We start from the raw sequence: 15,944 nt of genomic DNA on the forward strand, positions 1-15,944 counted from the left end.
GGTCGTCTGAAACCATGATTCAAATCCAATCCCTCTCCCACCGTTATCCCAAAGCCGAAACTGCCGCGCTGGACAATGTGTCGTTCGATATTGCCGACGGCGAATGTTTGGGGCTGCTCGGCCACAACGGTGCGGGGAAAACAACGCTGATGTCGCTTTTGGCAGGCTTGCAGGAAGTACGGCAGGGCGAAATTTTGTTTGACGGTAAACCGTTGCGCCTGTTGAGCCGCAGCGAGCGGCAGAAAATCGGTTTGGTGCCGCAGGATTTTGCGTTTTATCCGCAGCTTTCGGTGTGGGACAATCTGCTGTTTTTCGCCTCACTTTACAAAGTGCGCGGCAAAGGTCGTCTGAACGCGCTGTTGGAACAGACCGACCTGACCGCCCACAAAAACAAGGCGGCGAAGCATCTTTCGGGCGGGCTTAAACGTCGTCTGAATTTTGCCATCGGTCTGATTAACACGCCGCAACTGGTATTCCTTGACGAAATCACGGTCGGCATCGACCCGCAGTCGCGCCGCTTTATCCTCGACAGCGTGGCGGATTTGACGCGGCAAGGGGTAACGGTGGTTTACACCTCGCACTATCTGTCGGAAATCGAACAGCTTTGCGGCAAAATCGCGCTGCTGCAACATGGCAAACTGGTGTATCACGGCGGTTTGGACGAGCTTTTAAGCACGCAAACCGGTGTCGTGCGCTTTACCGTCGAACCGCCGCTACCGCCTCAAACGCTGGCCGCTTTGGGTGCTAAGCGAGTGGACAGCCACGGCATGATGGAAACCACATACGATGCCGCCGCCGTTTACGCCGCCCTGCAAGAAAGCGGAGCGAAAATCCGCTACTTCCAGCAGGGACACGGTTCGCTGGAAACGTTTTACCTTGATTTCCTGCGCAAAGACGAGCCAGCAACAGATAAGCAAAATCCACAATGACAACCTCTTCCCTCCTCAAAGAACTCAAACTGCTCTGCCGCGACCTGCACGGTTTGGCCGTGTTGTTTGTGATGCCCATCGCCTTCATGCTGATTATGTCGTTGGCGCTGAGCCGCGACCAAGATCCGCACACCGACAGCCGCATCGCGCTGGTCGGCGCGGCAGACGACAACGTCAATACCGCGCTGGCCGCCGCGCTGGAAAAAGAGCAGATTCATGTTACGCGGATGTCGTCTGAAAAACTGACCGACGCGCAAAACGGCCTGCACGACAAGCGTTTCCAACTGGTGCTGCACAACCCGAACCCCGCTTCCGGCAAAATCGCCGACAACAAAGCCTTGCAAATCTATGTACCGCCCGATACCGAGCCTTCATGGCTGGCGGCGGTCAAAGGCGTTTTGCAGCAGCATTACACCCAAACGCGGCTGGACGCCTATTTCGACAGCAACGACGGCATCAAAATCGACAATAAAAAACTGCCCCGTTCCATCCGCAAAGACATCCAGAAAAAAGTCGATGAAAAAAACGACGAACAATTCGCCGCAGTGCAAACCTTTTTAGATAAAAAAATGCTGGAAGAACACTATCTGAGCGCAGGCAGCGGCACGGTGGAAAAACCCAACGCCGTACAGCACAGCGTACCCGCATGGCTGATTTTCGGTATGTTTTTCATCATGATACCGCTGTCGAACGTCATGGCGCTGGAACGCCAGACCAACACCATCACCCGCCTGCGTCTCGCCCGCGCCTCCGCATCCGGTCTGATTGCCGCCAAACTCGTCCCCTATTTCCTGATTAACCAGCTTCAGTTTGTCGGAATGCTGCTGCTCGGCCGTTACCTGCTGCCCGAAATCGGCGTGCCCGCCCTCATACTCAACGGCAGCCTTGTTCCCTACGCGCTGCTGTCCGCCGCCGTCAGCGCCGCCGCACTCGGCTACGCGCTTTTGGTCAGCGTCTGCGCCAAATCCACCGAACACGCCGTCGTCCTCGGCGGCGGCGGCATCATCCTGATGGCGGCAATCGGTGGCATTATGGTACCCGCCCACGTCATGCCCGAAACCATGCAGCAACTCACTTGGATTTCCCCAATGGCTTGGGGCTTAAAGGCTTTTCAAGAACTGCTGCTCAACCGCAGCGGACTGGACGGAATCGGCCGTTATCTGCTTTTACTGTCAGCATTCTCTTGTGCCACGCTGACTGCTGCCGTATTGGTTTATCGTAGGCAGTTGCAGACGCAGGTAAGGTTTTAAACGTTTGTCTGCCCTAGGTAGACAAACTTATTTCTCAAAACCATTCCTATAAAACTTCAGGCCGTCTGAAAGATATTTTCAGACGACCTGATGCTTGATGTGCTATGGATTGTTTCAATAACAAAATATTTTCAACAAAATCCTAAAATCCAAACGTAAAAAAACCTGCTTTTTTCAAAGCAGGTTTTTATATTTGGTGGGTCGTGAGCGATTCGAACGCTCGACCAACGGATTAAAAGTCCGCTGCTCTACCGACTGAGCTAACGACCCGATAAGCTGTGCATTATAGAGATAGTGCACACAGCTGTCAACACCTTTTTTAAACTTTTTTATTCGACGACGATTTTCGGGAAGCGGCTGCTGAAGTCTTTGCCTTTATCGGCAATGGCCAGTGCAATTTGGAAGGCGGCTTCGGTGTAGATGTCGGCGATGGTTTGGTTGTTTTCAAATAAGGCCGAAGATGTACCGCTGTCCATGGCTTCGCGTACAGGCAGGCTCAACGGAAGCTGGCCGAGCAATGGTACGTTCAAACGCTCTGCCAGGTTTTTACCGCCTTCTGCGCCAAAGATTGCTTCGGCATGGCCGCAGTTGGAGCAGATATGGACAGACATATTTTCCAAAACACCCAAAATCGGGATATTGACTTTGTTGAACATATCCACGGCTTTGCGTGCATCAATCAGGGCGATGTCTTGCGGCGTGGTGACGACAACGGAGCCGGTTACGGGGATTTTTTGCGACAGGGTCAATTGGATATCGCCGGTACCGGGCGGCAGGTCGATGAAGAGATAATCGACATTATCCCACTCGCTTTGGAACATCAGCTGTTGCAAGGCTTGGCTGACCATCGGGCCGCGCCAAACGACGGCTTGGTCGGTATCGACCAGGAAACCGATGGACATCACTTGAATGCCGCTTTCGGCTTCAACGGGAATGAGTTTTTTGTTTTGTTGATCGGGTTTGCGGTCTTGCACGCCGAGCATGGTGGGCTGGCTTGGGCCGTACAGGTCGGCATCAAGTACGCCGACGCGCGCGCCCATTCTGGCCATTGCGGTGGCAAGGTTGGCTGTGGTCGTTGATTTGCCGACGCCGCCTTTGCCCGATGCAACAGCGATGATGTTTTTCACGCCTTTGATGGTTGCTACGCCGGGTTGAACTTTATGCGTACCGATTTCGGTATCGATACTCAAGTGAATGTGGGTATCGCCGGTATGCGAAATGACGGCTTCTTGGAGGGCGTTAGCAATGTCTGCGGCAATATGGGCAACTGGGAACGCGAATTTCAGGCCGATATGCAGGCCGTCTGAACGTTCTTCAAGGAGTGTAACGGCTTTTTCGCTGCCTAAGGTGCGCATTGTATGGGGAATCAATACGGCATCGAGTGCGGTTCGGATGGCTGGGATATTCATAATCTGCCTCTTGAATGTGGGAAATTGTTTATGTGCGCGATTTGTCGTGCGACAAATCTGCCGAATTATACCCTTGAACGCCACGCAAGGGATACGCCCGAAAAACTTCAGGCTGCCTGAAACATCGGGCAGCCTGAAAAAAGGGTCAACTAAAACGCGGCCTTATTCGCTCAAGAGCGCAATGTCGGCAACTGCGTTCATTTGTTCTGCCAAGCGGTTCAGCAAGTTCAAACGGTTTTGTTTTACGGCGGGGTCTTCCGCCATCACCATTACGCCGTCGAAGAAGGCATCGACTTGCGGTTTGACGGAAGCCAGTTCGGACAAGGCCGTCTGAAAATTGCCATCGGCAACAGCGGCGGCGATTTTCGGCTGCAAGCCTTGTGCGGCGGCATACAGGGCTTTTTCTTCGTCCTGTTGCAGCAGGCTTTCATTGACTTCGCCCAACGCGGTATCGGCTTTTTTCAGCAGGTTTTGCACGCGTTTGTTGGCGGCAGCGAGCGCGGCGGCTTCGGGCAGTTGTTTGAACGCGGCAACGGCTTGCAGTTTGGCGGTCAAATCGTCCAAACGGCTCGGCTGTTTGGCGAGTACGGCGGCAACGATGTCTTGCGGATAGTCGTTTTGTAGCAATACGGCAAGGCGCGCCTGCATGAAGTCGGTGGTTTCAGACGGCGTTTTCTCGTTGAGCAAACCTTTGGGGAAGCTGTCGAAGGTCGTCTGAATCAGCTCGTTCACGTCCAAGCCATACTGCATCAGCATCCGCAGGATACCCAAGGCGGCGCGGCGCAGGGCGTAGGGGTCTTTGTCGCCGGTCGGAATCAGACCGATGCCCCAAATGCCGACCAAGGTTTCCAGTTTATCAGCCAGCGCAACGGCAGTGGCGGTTTTACTTTCAGGTAGCCTATCGCCGGCAAAGCGCGGCTGGTAGTGCTGCTCGACGGCTTCGGCGATTTCTTTGGTTTCGCCGTCCAAGCGGGCATAGTATTTGCCCATCGTGCCTTGCAGTTCGGGGAACTCGCCGACCATTTCGGTAACCAAGTCGGCTTTCGCCAAACGCGCGGCGCGTTCGGCTGCAGCAGCGTCCGCGTCCAAAGCTTTCGCAATGTGGGCGGCGATGCTTTGCAGGCGTTCGATGCGTTCGGCTTGCGAACCGATTTTGTTGTGGTACACCACGTTCGCCAGTTTGGGCAGGCGGCTTTCCAAAGTCGCTTTTTGGTCTTGTTTGTAGAAGAACTCGGCATCAGACAAGCGTGCGCGCAAAACGCGTTCATTGCCCTGGATGATGTGCGACGGGTCTTCGGTTTGCAGGTTGGAGACCAACAGGAAGCGGTTCATCAGCTTGCCGTTTTGGTCGAGCAGCGGGAAGTATTTTTGGTTTTGCTGCATGGTCAGAATCAAGCATTCTTGCGGCACAGCGAGGAAATGTTCTTCAAAACCGGCTTCCAAAACAACGGGGTATTCGACCAGCGCGGTAACTTCGTCCAACAGGGCTTCATCGGCGGCTACGGTGGCTTTCAGACGACCTGCCTGCTCGTTTAAGGCCGTCTGAATGGCGGCTTTGCGCTCGGTAAACGAAGCGACGACTTTGCCTTGCTCGAGCATTTGTGCGGCGTAGCTGTCGGCGTTTTCAATGGCGATTTCTCCGTTGGAAAGGAAGCGGTGTCCCAAGGTTTGATTGCCACTTTGCAGACCCAAAACGCTGACGTTTACGATGTTGCTGCCGTGCAGCACAATCAGCCCGTGGACGGGACGCACGAAGGTAAACGTGCTGCTGCCCCAACGCATCACTTTCGGAATCGGCAGTTTCTTAACCGCTTGATTGATAATGTCTTCCAAAAGTTCACCCAACGGTTTGCCGGTTTGGACGTATTCGTAGGCGTACACATCCTGCTTGCCGTCGTGGACGATGGTCAAGTCTTCGATTTTCGCCCCAGCACCACGCGCGAAACCTTCCAAAGCTTTGGTCGGCGCACCGTCTTTCATGGCATTCGCCACGGCAGGGCCTTTTTTCACGATTTTCTGATCGGCTTGAACGGCTTTCACGTTTTTGATTTGAACGGCCAAACGGCGCGGCGAGGCGTAGGCGGTAAATTCGGCTTCGCCGTCAATCAGTTGCGCTTTTTCCAAGCCTTCGGCAACAGAAGCGGCGAAGTGGTTGCCTAAATTATTCAGGGCTTTTGGCGGGAGTTCTTCAGTGAGAAGTTCGATTAAAAGGGTTTGGGTTGTCATGTGCTTATCGTTAAATAGGAAATTGGTTTGGCGTCTGAATACGGCATCATGCGGTTTTCAGACGCAAGGTTAATTGAATTGACGGCGATTTTATCATTTTCAGACGGCCTGTGGCTGTCTTTCACAAACAATTTGCCCGATTTTCAAGCACAACGTCCGCCACGGCTTCAATTTGCGGCGCGGATATACTGCAAGCCGCTGATTTCGTCTGATTCGGGAATGTCGCTTCCGGCAAACAGCGCACCGGCCAAACGCACGGCCGCACCGGTAACAGCAGGAGAAATCATAAAACCGTGGCGGAACAGGCCGTTGACTTCAATCAGGCGACGTTCGCGGTTGAAGCGGATTTCGGGGTTGTGGTGGTTTAAAGTCGGGCGCAAGCCGGTGGCCAGTTCCAAAAGGTTTGCCTCGCCAAATGCCGGATGCACGGCATACAGTGCGGACAAAAGTTCCAAACCGGAACGCACGCTGGCCGGCGCTTGGCTTTCGCTTTCGATTTGGGTCGCACCAATCACAAAAATATGGTTTTCCTTCGGCGCGATATACAAAGGATAGCGCGGATGCAGCAGACGCACGGGGCGGGACAACTCGATTTCGGGTGCGTAAACGCGTGCCACTTCGCCGCGTATGCCGCGCAAAACGCTTTCAGACGGCCTGTTCCACGCGCTCTTTGCACCATAACCGCGGCAGTCGATGACCCAATCGTATTGCGCCGCCAAATCTTCGACTTCGCGTTCGCACGACCAATGGCACGCCACATTCATTGATTCCAAAGCATCGGCAAGCGCATTCAATACTTGACGTCCGTCCAACTGCCCTTCCGTCGGCAGATACAGGCCGTCTGAAAACCTCCCGGCCAGTTGCGGCTCGTTTGCCGCGATTTCATCCGCGTTCCAACGTATGGTTTCATGTTCTGCCACGCCGCCGCGCTTCAAATGACGGGCAAACTCGGCAGAAAGCGGCTTGTCCTGCGTGTGCCAAACAATCAGGCTGCCGTTTTCCTGCATCATCACCGGCGTATTCAGACGGCCGACAATCGCGCGCCAAAGCGCAATACTTTGTTTGCCCAAACGAATGACTTCGGGCGTTGCCTCCACCGCTTCTGCAGACGGCGCCAACATGGCCGCGGCAACATAAGCGGCGGCTTGTTCGCCGTTGCGTTCACCTTTCTCAAACAACTCGACCGAAATATCCTGTTCTGCCAATTGGAACGCCATCAGACGGCCAGAAAGACCACCACCGAGTACCGCAACCTTAGACATCAGTTTCTCCTTGTTTTTAATATCTAAATAAGCAGCATATTTTAGAACTTGTTTTGCTGTATCACAATATCGACAGAAAATGAGAACAGTTTTTGCAAATCATGCTTAAGCTAAATCAGTACTACGTAAACAAAAAATCTTCCTTACATAAAACCTACTATAATGTCATCTTTTGACATATTCACATTCACTCAGCTTCATTGCACCTGTTGATTGGCTTTGATGCACCCATTTGATTTTATAAGGAATAATGATGAAAAGCTTGGGCAGTACTTTATTTATCCTCGGCATAAAGGTAAGAACATGCAAGAACTAGAACAAGAAAATAGTAAAAAACAGGAAGTAGCAGACAACGTTGCCATGACCAAGTTGCAAGATGTGTTCAATCTTGCACATGACCAAGCTCATCCTGACAAAATCGATTCCGTCATTCGTGCCAATACTCGGGTGTCCGGAACCAATATGTGGGTATTGATATTTGCCATTGCTGTGGCGAGTATCGGTCTGAATGTCAACAGCACGGCGGTAGTGATCGGCGCAATGTTGATTTCGCCGTTGATGGGGCCGATAGTCGGTATGGGTTATGGTTTGGCGGTCGGCGATACTACGCTGATCCGCCAAGCGGCACGCAATATTATTATATTTGTCGTCATCAGCTTGATTACCGCTACGTTGTATTTCCTGTTAACCCCGCTTAAAGAGGCGCAAAGTGAGCTTTTGGCGCGTACTCAGCCGACTCTTTGGGATGTGTTGATTGCCTTCTTCGGCGGTAGTGCGGGCATTGTGGCGCAGACCCGAAAAGAAGGAGGCAATGCCATACCGGGTGTGGCGATTGCGACCGCATTGATGCCGCCACTGTGTACCGCGGGCTACGGACTGGCTCATGGCAACTGGCAATATTTTTTCGGCGCTTTTTATCTGTTTGCCATCAACTGCGTGTTCATCGCTTTTTCGACCTTGTTGTTTTCCAAGCTGCTCAAGCTGCCGCGCAGGGGGTTGGTAACGGAATCTAAACGCCGGTTGCAAAGTATCATTATTACCGCCGTCGTACTGGCTGTGATGATTCCGAGCGGCTATATGGCATCAGGACTGGTGCGTCAGGAGATCTTCAACACCAAAGCCAATTCCGCCATTGCCACCGCACAGCAACAGGAAGGTTTTTTCGTGCTGCGTAAGATTTTGAACCACAGAGAAAATATGGTCGGTCTGATTGTCAACGGAACGGGCAATGCTGAGAAAATTTCTGCCTTATTGGTGAAGAGCCTTGAAGTGTCAGGTGTGAAAGCGCCGAAGGTCAACGTGGTCTATGCGGGAGGGGACGATGCTAAAATCGAAGAATTGCTGGCAAGCCGAAACAACTCGGCGCAGCAGCAAAATGAGTTGAAAGAGCAACAAGCCTACATAGATACCGTGCTTGCAGGTAAAACTGCCGGTGCTGACGATGCTGCGGTACTCAAGGAATTAAAAGCCCAATATCCGGAAGCGGAAAAAATCGTTGTCGGACGTGGCTTGGTTTGGGAGAAAGCGCAAACGGCACCCACTACACAGGAGCAGCCTGAAAGCAGTCAAAACAAACAGGCAGACATAAGTAACGATATTGTCGTGGTCTCGCTCGAATTTAAGGAGCCTCTGCCTGCCAAAGATCACGAACGCTTACAGGCGTGGTTGAACCAGCGTTATGAAGGTACAGCGGTGCGCTTGTTAGTCAATGCTAAAGTTTTGGACAAATAGCCATTCTCCAAAATATTTGGGGCTAACGTAGATTAGCTCTAAATTCGACACCAATCCCGCAGGATTTTAAACCGTTGAGACGGTATGCCGAAGTTAAACCGAAATTCGCATTCTTTCAAGAACAGCGGAAAAGATTTGCGATCGATTTGGCATTCGGTTTGAATTATATGAACGCGGTACCAAAAGTTTTGGCCTGGATTTACGAATGGGTCGAAGATACCGCCCTATGGATTAAAGCAGGCATTACGGAGTGGCGCTTTACTGTGGTTGGCAGGCAACTTCCTTGAAAAACCTGCAGAGGCAGAACAGGAAGAGGAAGAAGAATAAATACCATAAAAGGCCGTCTGAAAAGTTTCAGACGGCCTTTTTATTAGGTTCACCAAACAACATTTTTTTTGTCCGAAAGTATGCCTTAATCGGATAAATGGCTACTTATCCGAACTTCACTTCTGCTCCGAATACTTCCTGCCATAGTTTTCGCACATTGCCGTAGTGGGTCAGCAATTCGTCCGTTACTTCGGTTTTTTTGGCATCGCGCAGTTTGGTATTGTGTTGCTGCTGGCGGTAGAAGCGGTAGGCGGTGCGGCTTTGTTCTGCGAGGGTTTTGTCGATGAGGCCGCAGTCGGCGGCGATGTTCAACAGGGCGATGTTGCCGTAGTTGTCCAAGAGTTGCGGATATCGGCGGGCATGGACAAGGATGAGGTATTGGACGATAAATTCGACGTCAACCACGCCGCCGCGCGCGTATTTGACGTTGCTGTCAACCGGCGGATGGGTGGGGAACATTTTTTCGCGCATTTCGATGATTTCGTCTGCCAAGGCGGTTTGGTCGCGCTCGGCGGTGAGGATTTCGGTGCGGATGCGGTCGAAGGCCGTCTGAATTCCGGGTGTGCCGCAGATGAAGCGGGCGCGGGTGAGGGATTGGTGTTCCCACGTCCATGCGTTTTCGCGCTGGTATTTTTCGAAGGCGGCGATGCTGTGGGCGAGGAAGCCGGCGTCGCCGTTGGGGCGCAGGCGCAGGTCGGTTTCGTAGAGGCTGCCTGCGCCGGTGGCGGCGGAAAGCCAGTTGGTCAGGCGGCGGGCGAGGCGGCTGTATACGTCGCCTGCGTCGGAGTGTGGGTCGTCATAAAGATAGACCAAATCAAGGTCGGAGGAATAGCTGAGCTCTTTACCGCCCAGTTTGCCGTAGCCGATGATGGCGAATTGCGGCGTGTCGCGGTGTTTTTTGGGCATATCCGCCCACACGCACGGCAGGGCGGCGGCGAGGATGGTGTCGGCCAAGGCGGAGAGCTGGTCGGAAAGTGATTCTACCGTCCACAATCCGGCAAGGTCCTGAACGGCGAGGCGGAAGACTTGGGCATGTTGGAAATGGCGCAGTGTGTCCATTTGCGCTTCGGTGTCGCCGCCGCAGGCTTTGAGGTCGTTTGAAAGGGCGGCGGCGAGGGTTTGCCAGTCGAACGCGGTATCCAAAAGCTGCGCGCTGATGAGTTCGTCCAGCAGAATCGGATATTTGCTCAGATACGCCGCCACCCATGAGCTTTGGCTCATAATCTCTGCCAGTTGCGCCAAGGTTTGCGGATGTTCGTTGAGGAAAGCGAGATAGGCGGAGCGGCGGCTGATGTTTTCGAGGAAGTCAAACAGCCGCATTAATGTATCGGTCGGATTAGGTTGCTCGGCCGCCGCCTGTACCAACAACGGCACAATCGCGTCAAAACGCGGCTGGGCGTGTACGGAAAGATGGCGGTATTTATGGCCGTTTCGGATTTGGTCGAGCCTTGCGGCGATGGTTTCGGCATCGAACCCGTGTTCTTTCAGACGGCCTTGCCGCTCTTCTTCGTCGGGTTTATCCTGCCATGCCCATTGCCATTCGCTGTTGTCCTGTGTTTGCTCTTCGGGTTCGCTCAAAATTTCGTTGAACAACTGATTGACTTTGTTTCGATGAACGTTGAGGTCGTCTGAAAAGGCGGCGTAGCTGTCGAACCCCATGCTTTCGGCGAGCAGTTGCTGCTGTTCGGGCGAGGTGGGCAGGGTTTGGGTTTGCTGGTCGTCCCAGTATTGCAGGCGGTGTTCGACATCGCGCAGGAAGCGGTAGGCGGCAAGCAGGGTTTCAACGTTTTCAGACGGCATGATGCCCAGTTCGGCAAGTTTCTTCAGCGTTTCCTGCGTGCCTTTCAATTGCAGCGCACGCATTTGGCCGCCGCGTATCATCTGAAAAATCTGGGCGATAAATTCGACTTCGCGGATGCCGCCCGCGCCGAGTTTGATGTTGTCCGCCATGCCTTTTTTGCTGACCTCGCTGCGGATTTGGCGGTGCAGGTTGCGCATTGCTTCATACGCGCTGTAATCCAGATATTTGCGGAATACGAAAGGGCGCACCAGCGATTTGATGTCGTTCGGATACGGCGTAACTACACGGCCTTTGCACCACGCGTAGCGTTCCCATTCGCGCCCCTGCGTAATCAGGTATTGCTCCAGCGCGGTTTCGCTTAATACCAGCGCGCCCGAATCGCCGTCCGGCCGCAGCCGCATATCGACGCGGAACACCTGTCCGTCGGCGGTAATGTCGTTCAGCAGCGCAATCAGTTTCTGCCCGACTTTGGTGAAAAACTCCTGATTGCCCCGTTCGCGCCTGCCGTCGGTGTCGCCCGATTCGGGATAGATGAAAATCAAATCGATGTCGGAAGACACGTTCAACTCATAGCCGCCCGCCTTGCCCATCGCCACCACGCTCAAATGTTGCGGCGATTTGGTATAACGCCCGATCGGCGTGCCGTACATGTCCTGATAATAGGCGTAGGAAAAGTCCAATGCGGTATTGACGGCAAAATCGGCAAATAGCGTAATCGTGCGGGTTACTTCGTTCAAATCGCTGATGCGGTTGATATCGCGCACGATAATCTGCGACACGACATAACGGCGCAACTCGCGCAACTGCCGCGCCAATTCTTCCTCGTTTTCTTCCGCGCGGATTTTGTCCCAATCGGCAAAAGCTTGAAAATCAGATTCAGTCAACACCTTGTCCAGCATGGGCAGGAAGATTTCGGGCTTGAGTTTGCCGGAATCAAGGTTGCGGGCGAGAAAAAGAGAATAACGGCGAGCAGTATCGAGGCGGTTCATAATCTTTGCCTGAATAAACAGAAAAGACCATCATAGCAAGGTTTCAGGCCGTCTGAAACCCACGCTTTCCCCTATCCGTGCAATCGGCTAAAATACCAACCTTTACAACCCCCACATAAGGAAACCGCCATGACCCGTATGGTTCACTGCGTCAAACTCGGCAAAGAAGCCGAAGGCATGAAATTTCCGCCGCTGCCCAACGAATTGGGCAAACGCATTTTTGAAAACGTTTCCCAAGAAGCATGGATGGCTTGGACCCGTCACCAAACCATGCTGATCAACGAAAACCGCTTAAGTCTTGCCGATCCGCGCGCACGCGAATACCTCGCTCAGCAGATGGAACAATACTTCTTCGGCGACGGCGCAGATGCCGTACAAGGCTATGTTCCGCAAGAGCCTACTAAATAAGCATTAAACACCAAGGCCGTCTGAAACCCGATTTTCAGACGGCCTTTAAAATTCCCGATTGCCCCGCATATTAGGCAAATAGAACAGATAAATCATACAAACCCATGATTCTCTGTTAAAATCCAAATTTCATTCATTTCCAATCCACACTGGAGCAAACGCCATGCAAAACGACGTTTACGACTATACCTCGCAAGGCTCGGTTGCCAAAAATACCGTCCTGCAAAAAACCTACCGCCTGCTCGGCCTGTCTTTCATTCCTGCCGTTGCCGGCGCGTTCTTTTCCGCCAAAACAGGCTTTAACATTTTCGCCATGTTCGGTTCATACTATGTTGCCCTGGCCGCCTTCTTCGGCTTCTTCTACGGCATGACCTTCCTGATCGAGAAAAACCGTTACAGCAACGTCGGCGTAGTCCTGTTGATGATCTTCACTTTCGGCATGGGCCTTGCCATCAGCCCTATGTTGCAATACGCCTTAGCGATTAACAACGGCGCGCAAATCGTCGGTACGGCCGCCGCCATGACCGCCGGTGTATTCTTCACCATGTCCGCTATGGCACGCCGCACCACAATGAACATGAACAAACTCGGCAGCTTCCTCGGTGCCGGTGCGATCGTACTCATGATTGCCGTTGTGGCCAACATCTTCCTCAACATCCCTGCCCTGAGCCTGACCATCGCGGCCGGCTTCGTTGTCTTCAGTTCCCTGATGATTATGTGGCAGGTGCGTACCGTTATCGACGGCGGTGAAGACAGCCACATCAGCGCAGCGCTGACCATCTTCATCTCCATCTACAACATTTTCAGCAGCCTCTTGAGAATCCTCATCTCTATTAGCGGTGACGACTGATAAAGCCGCAAAGGCCGTCTGAAATTTCAGACGGCCTTTTTGATTTTTGACATCACCGGCAAACTCCCCTATCCTGAACGCCACACAAACCCCATTCCCAACCCCAAATGACCACGACCACTCCGCGCCGTGCCGTGTACGCAGGCAGCTTCGACCCTCCCACCCTCGGCCACCTGTGGATGATACAGGAAGCCCAATCCCTCTTTGACGAACTCATCGTCGCCATCGGCACCAATCCAGAAAAGCGCAACACCTACACCATAGAAGAACGCCGCGCTATGCTCGATGCCATTACCCACCCCTTCCCCAACGTCCGCATCAGCGTGTTTGAAAACCGCTTTTTGGTCGATTACGCCCGCGAAGCCAACGCCAATTTCATCGTCCGCGGCATCCGTTCCTCCGCCGACTACGAATACGAACGCTCGATGCGCTACATCAACAGCGACATCGCCCCCGAAATCTCCACCGTCTTCCTGATGCCGCCGCGCGAAATAGCCGAAGTGTCCTCCACCATGGTCAAAGGCTTGGTCGGCCCACAAGGCTGGCGCGACATGATAGGCCGCTACCTCCCCGACCCCGTCTATCAAAAAATCCTGCAAGACCACGAAACAAACACATAAAACAAAGGCCGTCTGAACATTTCAGACGGCCTTCCAATTTCCATTGATTATTTACGGGCGGACATCAACACCTGCAGGTTTTGATTCAACGTTTCCATGTCCAACCAACCGGCGGCAATAAACAGCATCAAAATCACCGTACCCACACACAGCACGCCGATACCATACAACAGATAGCCCACCAAAACACGGCCTACCGTTGCATTTCCCATCCACATCAAACCGCGTACCTGCACCACAAAAACCCAAGCCTGCCACAGCAGCGCAAACGCAGCCAACGCCGGCACATACAACACCAGCAACAGCGGCAGTAGCAAAGCCTCAGACACCAAAATAAAGCCCCACAAAGGCAGCTGGGGCGCACCGTAATAATGCAGCACCTTGCGCATCGAGCGGCTCAACACCAACCATTTCACAATCACCAAAATCACCGACAGGCACACTGCCGCCGCGCCACTGCCAAACAAAGGCGACATGCTGGCCGCGTTTACCACGCCCAACAGCAGCAACACCGCCGCCATCACCAAAGGCGAATACAAATACGTCTCCGGCGAACGATAGCGCAAACGCAGAACATCCCACATATCACGAACAAACACATACAGCATGGCATAAATCCAAAGCAAAAAAGCCGATTGTATCTTAGGCCGTCTGAAAATCAAACCGGCAAACCTAAAAACCGCCAATTAAAACGAAAAATAATTCAATACAAAACAAAATCTTAATTTACCGCCTCAAAAATAAAGCCTACAAACGCTTGCACAAGGCAACGAAATTTGGTTTAATTCACATCTCGCAACGAAACATGCGAAGGCCAGATAGCTCAGTTGGTAGAGCAACGGATTGAAAATCCGTGTGTCGGCGGTTCGATTCCGCCTCTGGCCACCACCAACCGCCTTGAAGCGGTTATTTTTTTATCTATACGATTTGAACGTATGCTTTAAGCGCAAATCCCGTTCCAGACCATGCGTCCCGATTTCCACACAAGGCCGTCTGAAAATTTTCAGACGGCCTTTGTTCATGTTGGCATGGCATAAAAATCCGCTTTACCGCCCCATTCCGACAGAATACGGCGCTTCCATCCGAATCGGCTGAAACCTACGCGAACATACTGAATATGAATAAAGTTCAAGGCCGGTCGGTTTACTATATAATACCGTCCAAACCAACCATAACTTACTCATTGCAGGGAAGATAATGAAAAAAGTGCTGATTGTGCATTACTCGCAAACGGGGCAGCTCTCCAGCCTGGCGCGAAATTTTGCCGCGCCGTTGCAAACAGCTGGCGTACAGGTCGATTGCGTCAATATCGTACCGGAGCAGGCATTTCCGTTTCCGTGGCCGTTTTGGCGTTTTTTCGATACCTTTCCTGAAACCGTCCATTTAAAACCCGCCCCGATTCTGCCGCCGCAAATTCCATCCGAAGATTACGATGTGGTGGTCATTGCCTACACCGTTTGGTTCCTCTCTCCTTCGCAACCGATGACCGCCTTTTTGCAACGTGAAGAAACGCGCCGGCTGCTGGACGGCAAACCGGTCATCACGCTTATCGGCTGCCGCAATATGTGGCTGGGCGCGCAGGAAAAAATGAAATCTTTGCTGAAACAAAACGGCGCCAAACTCATCGGCAACATCGTAAAAATCGATGCCTGCAACAGCGCGGCTAGTTTCATTACCACGCCCGCATGGATGCTGACCGGCGACAAGCGCTATTTCCGCTCTCTGCCCTCCGCCGGCATTGCTGAAGAAGAATTGGCGGATGCGGCGCGGTTTGGTACGAAATTGCGCGATACACTATTGAACCAACAACCTTTGGACGAAACCCTGTTTCAAAACATGGGCGCAGTGGCAGTCAATGAAAAACTGATTTTCAGTGAACGCGCTGCCGGTCGCAGCTTCTTCGTCTGGGGCAAGCTTTTGATGGCGGCAGGCCATATTTCCCCGCTTTTGCGCCGTGCGCTGCTGTGCTTCTACATCGTATTTTTATTGGCGATGATTTTGGTGGTTTTACCTGTCAGCGTGATTTTGAAAAAACTGCTGCATCCGCTGCTCAAAGGCCGTCTGAAAAAACTGGCGGATTATTACGGCCAACCTTCCGGCGGATGAATCGGATTGCGGGCGGCAACCTGTAAGGAGACTGTA

General features: G+C 52.8%; 13 protein-coding genes, 2 tRNA genes and 1 pseudogene. 9 read left to right on the top strand and 7 right to left on the bottom strand.

All coding sequences use genetic code 11. The annotated features are described in order from the left end of the window. Positions 1-14 precede the first annotated feature (14 nt). A complete protein-coding gene (locus FAH66_RS07605; protein WP_137041211.1) occupies positions 15-929 on the top strand; it encodes an ABC transporter ATP-binding protein in 915 nt (304 codons plus the stop codon). Continuing rightward, complete coding sequence (locus FAH66_RS07610) at positions 926-2,179, top strand: ABC transporter permease (protein WP_137041212.1); 1,254 nt, start codon at positions 926-928, stop codon at positions 2,177-2,179. Before FAH66_RS07605 ends, FAH66_RS07610 begins: the two co-directional genes overlap by 4 nt. Before the next feature lie 194 nt (positions 2,180-2,373). Here the strand turns inward: FAH66_RS07610 and FAH66_RS07615 are convergent. The 4 genes from FAH66_RS07615 to FAH66_RS07630 form a co-directional block, all read right to left on the bottom strand. Further along, positions 2,374-2,449, bottom strand: a tRNA-Lys gene (locus tag FAH66_RS07615). A 59-nt stretch (positions 2,450-2,508) separates the two neighbouring features. Further along, entirely contained in the window at positions 2,509-3,588 is a 1,080-nt protein-coding gene (apbC, locus tag FAH66_RS07620; protein ID WP_137041213.1) for an iron-sulfur cluster carrier protein ApbC, read from the bottom strand. A gap of 162 nt (positions 3,589-3,750) precedes the next feature. Beyond that, on the bottom strand, positions 3,751-5,814 hold the full coding sequence (glyS, locus tag FAH66_RS07625) for a glycine--tRNA ligase subunit beta (RefSeq protein ID WP_137041214.1): 2,064 nt from the start codon (positions 5,812-5,814) through the stop codon (positions 3,751-3,753). A gap of 167 nt (positions 5,815-5,981) precedes the next feature. Continuing rightward, positions 5,982-7,076 carry an FAD-dependent oxidoreductase gene (locus FAH66_RS07630; protein WP_137041215.1) on the bottom strand — a complete coding sequence of 365 codons (1,095 nt, stop codon included), beginning with the start codon at positions 7,074-7,076 and terminating at the stop codon, positions 5,982-5,984. A 303-nt stretch (positions 7,077-7,379) separates the two neighbouring features. Between FAH66_RS07630 and FAH66_RS07635 the strand changes: the two genes are divergently transcribed. Then, a complete protein-coding gene (locus FAH66_RS07635) occupies positions 7,380-8,807 on the top strand; it encodes a TIGR00341 family protein (RefSeq protein ID WP_049351622.1) in 1,428 nt (475 codons plus the stop codon). Between the two features lie 38 nt (positions 8,808-8,845). Here FAH66_RS07635 and FAH66_RS11085 read toward each other — a convergent pair. Both FAH66_RS11085 and glnE read right to left on the bottom strand, forming a co-directional pair. Further along, positions 8,846-9,010, bottom strand: a pseudogene (locus FAH66_RS11085) (IS1595 family transposase); the annotation flags it as partial. A 229-nt stretch (positions 9,011-9,239) separates the two neighbouring features. Further along, a complete protein-coding gene (gene glnE / locus FAH66_RS07645; RefSeq protein WP_137041216.1) occupies positions 9,240-11,924 on the bottom strand; it encodes a bifunctional [glutamate--ammonia ligase]-adenylyl-L-tyrosine phosphorylase/[glutamate--ammonia-ligase] adenylyltransferase in 2,685 nt (894 codons plus the stop codon). Between the two features lie 129 nt (positions 11,925-12,053). On the opposite strand from glnE, the gene FAH66_RS07650 reads away from it, so the two are divergent. The 3 genes from FAH66_RS07650 to coaD all read left to right on the top strand — a co-directional run bounded on the left by FAH66_RS07650 (position 12,054) and on the right by coaD (position 13,802). Next, complete coding sequence (locus tag FAH66_RS07650) at positions 12,054-12,332, top strand: oxidative damage protection protein (RefSeq protein WP_049328453.1); 279 nt, start codon at positions 12,054-12,056, stop codon at positions 12,330-12,332. 163 nt (positions 12,333-12,495) lie between these two features. After that, positions 12,496-13,182, top strand: a complete 687-nt coding sequence (locus FAH66_RS07655; protein ID WP_137041217.1) for a Bax inhibitor-1 family protein — start codon at positions 12,496-12,498, stop codon at positions 13,180-13,182. A gap of 107 nt (positions 13,183-13,289) precedes the next feature. Further along, positions 13,290-13,802, top strand: a complete 513-nt coding sequence (coaD, locus tag FAH66_RS07660) for a pantetheine-phosphate adenylyltransferase (RefSeq protein ID WP_137041218.1) — start codon at positions 13,290-13,292, stop codon at positions 13,800-13,802. A gap of 47 nt (positions 13,803-13,849) precedes the next feature. Here the strand turns inward: coaD and FAH66_RS07665 are convergent, their stop codons facing one another. After that, on the bottom strand, positions 13,850-14,410 hold the full coding sequence (locus FAH66_RS07665; RefSeq protein ID WP_137041622.1) for a hypothetical protein: 561 nt from the start codon (positions 14,408-14,410) through the stop codon (positions 13,850-13,852). Between the two features lie 204 nt (positions 14,411-14,614). On the opposite strand from FAH66_RS07665, the gene FAH66_RS07670 reads away from it, so the two are divergent. The 3 genes from FAH66_RS07670 to FAH66_RS07680 all read left to right on the top strand — a co-directional run bounded on the left by FAH66_RS07670 (position 14,615) and on the right by FAH66_RS07680 (position 15,908). Continuing rightward, positions 14,615-14,690, top strand: a tRNA-Phe gene (locus FAH66_RS07670). Between the two features lie 9 nt (positions 14,691-14,699). Further along, the gene (locus FAH66_RS07675) at positions 14,700-14,897 is read left to right on the top strand and encodes a hypothetical protein (RefSeq protein WP_137041219.1); all 198 of its coding nucleotides are present in this window, start codon (positions 14,700-14,702) and stop codon (positions 14,895-14,897) included. Between the two features lie 102 nt (positions 14,898-14,999). Then, complete coding sequence (locus FAH66_RS07680) at positions 15,000-15,908, top strand: dialkylrecorsinol condensing enzyme (protein ID WP_137041220.1); 909 nt, start codon at positions 15,000-15,002, stop codon at positions 15,906-15,908. Positions 15,909-15,944 lie beyond the last annotated feature (36 nt).

The organism is Neisseria subflava, assembly GCF_005221305.1.
Lineage (GTDB): Bacteria > Pseudomonadota > Gammaproteobacteria > Burkholderiales > Neisseriaceae > Neisseria > Neisseria subflava.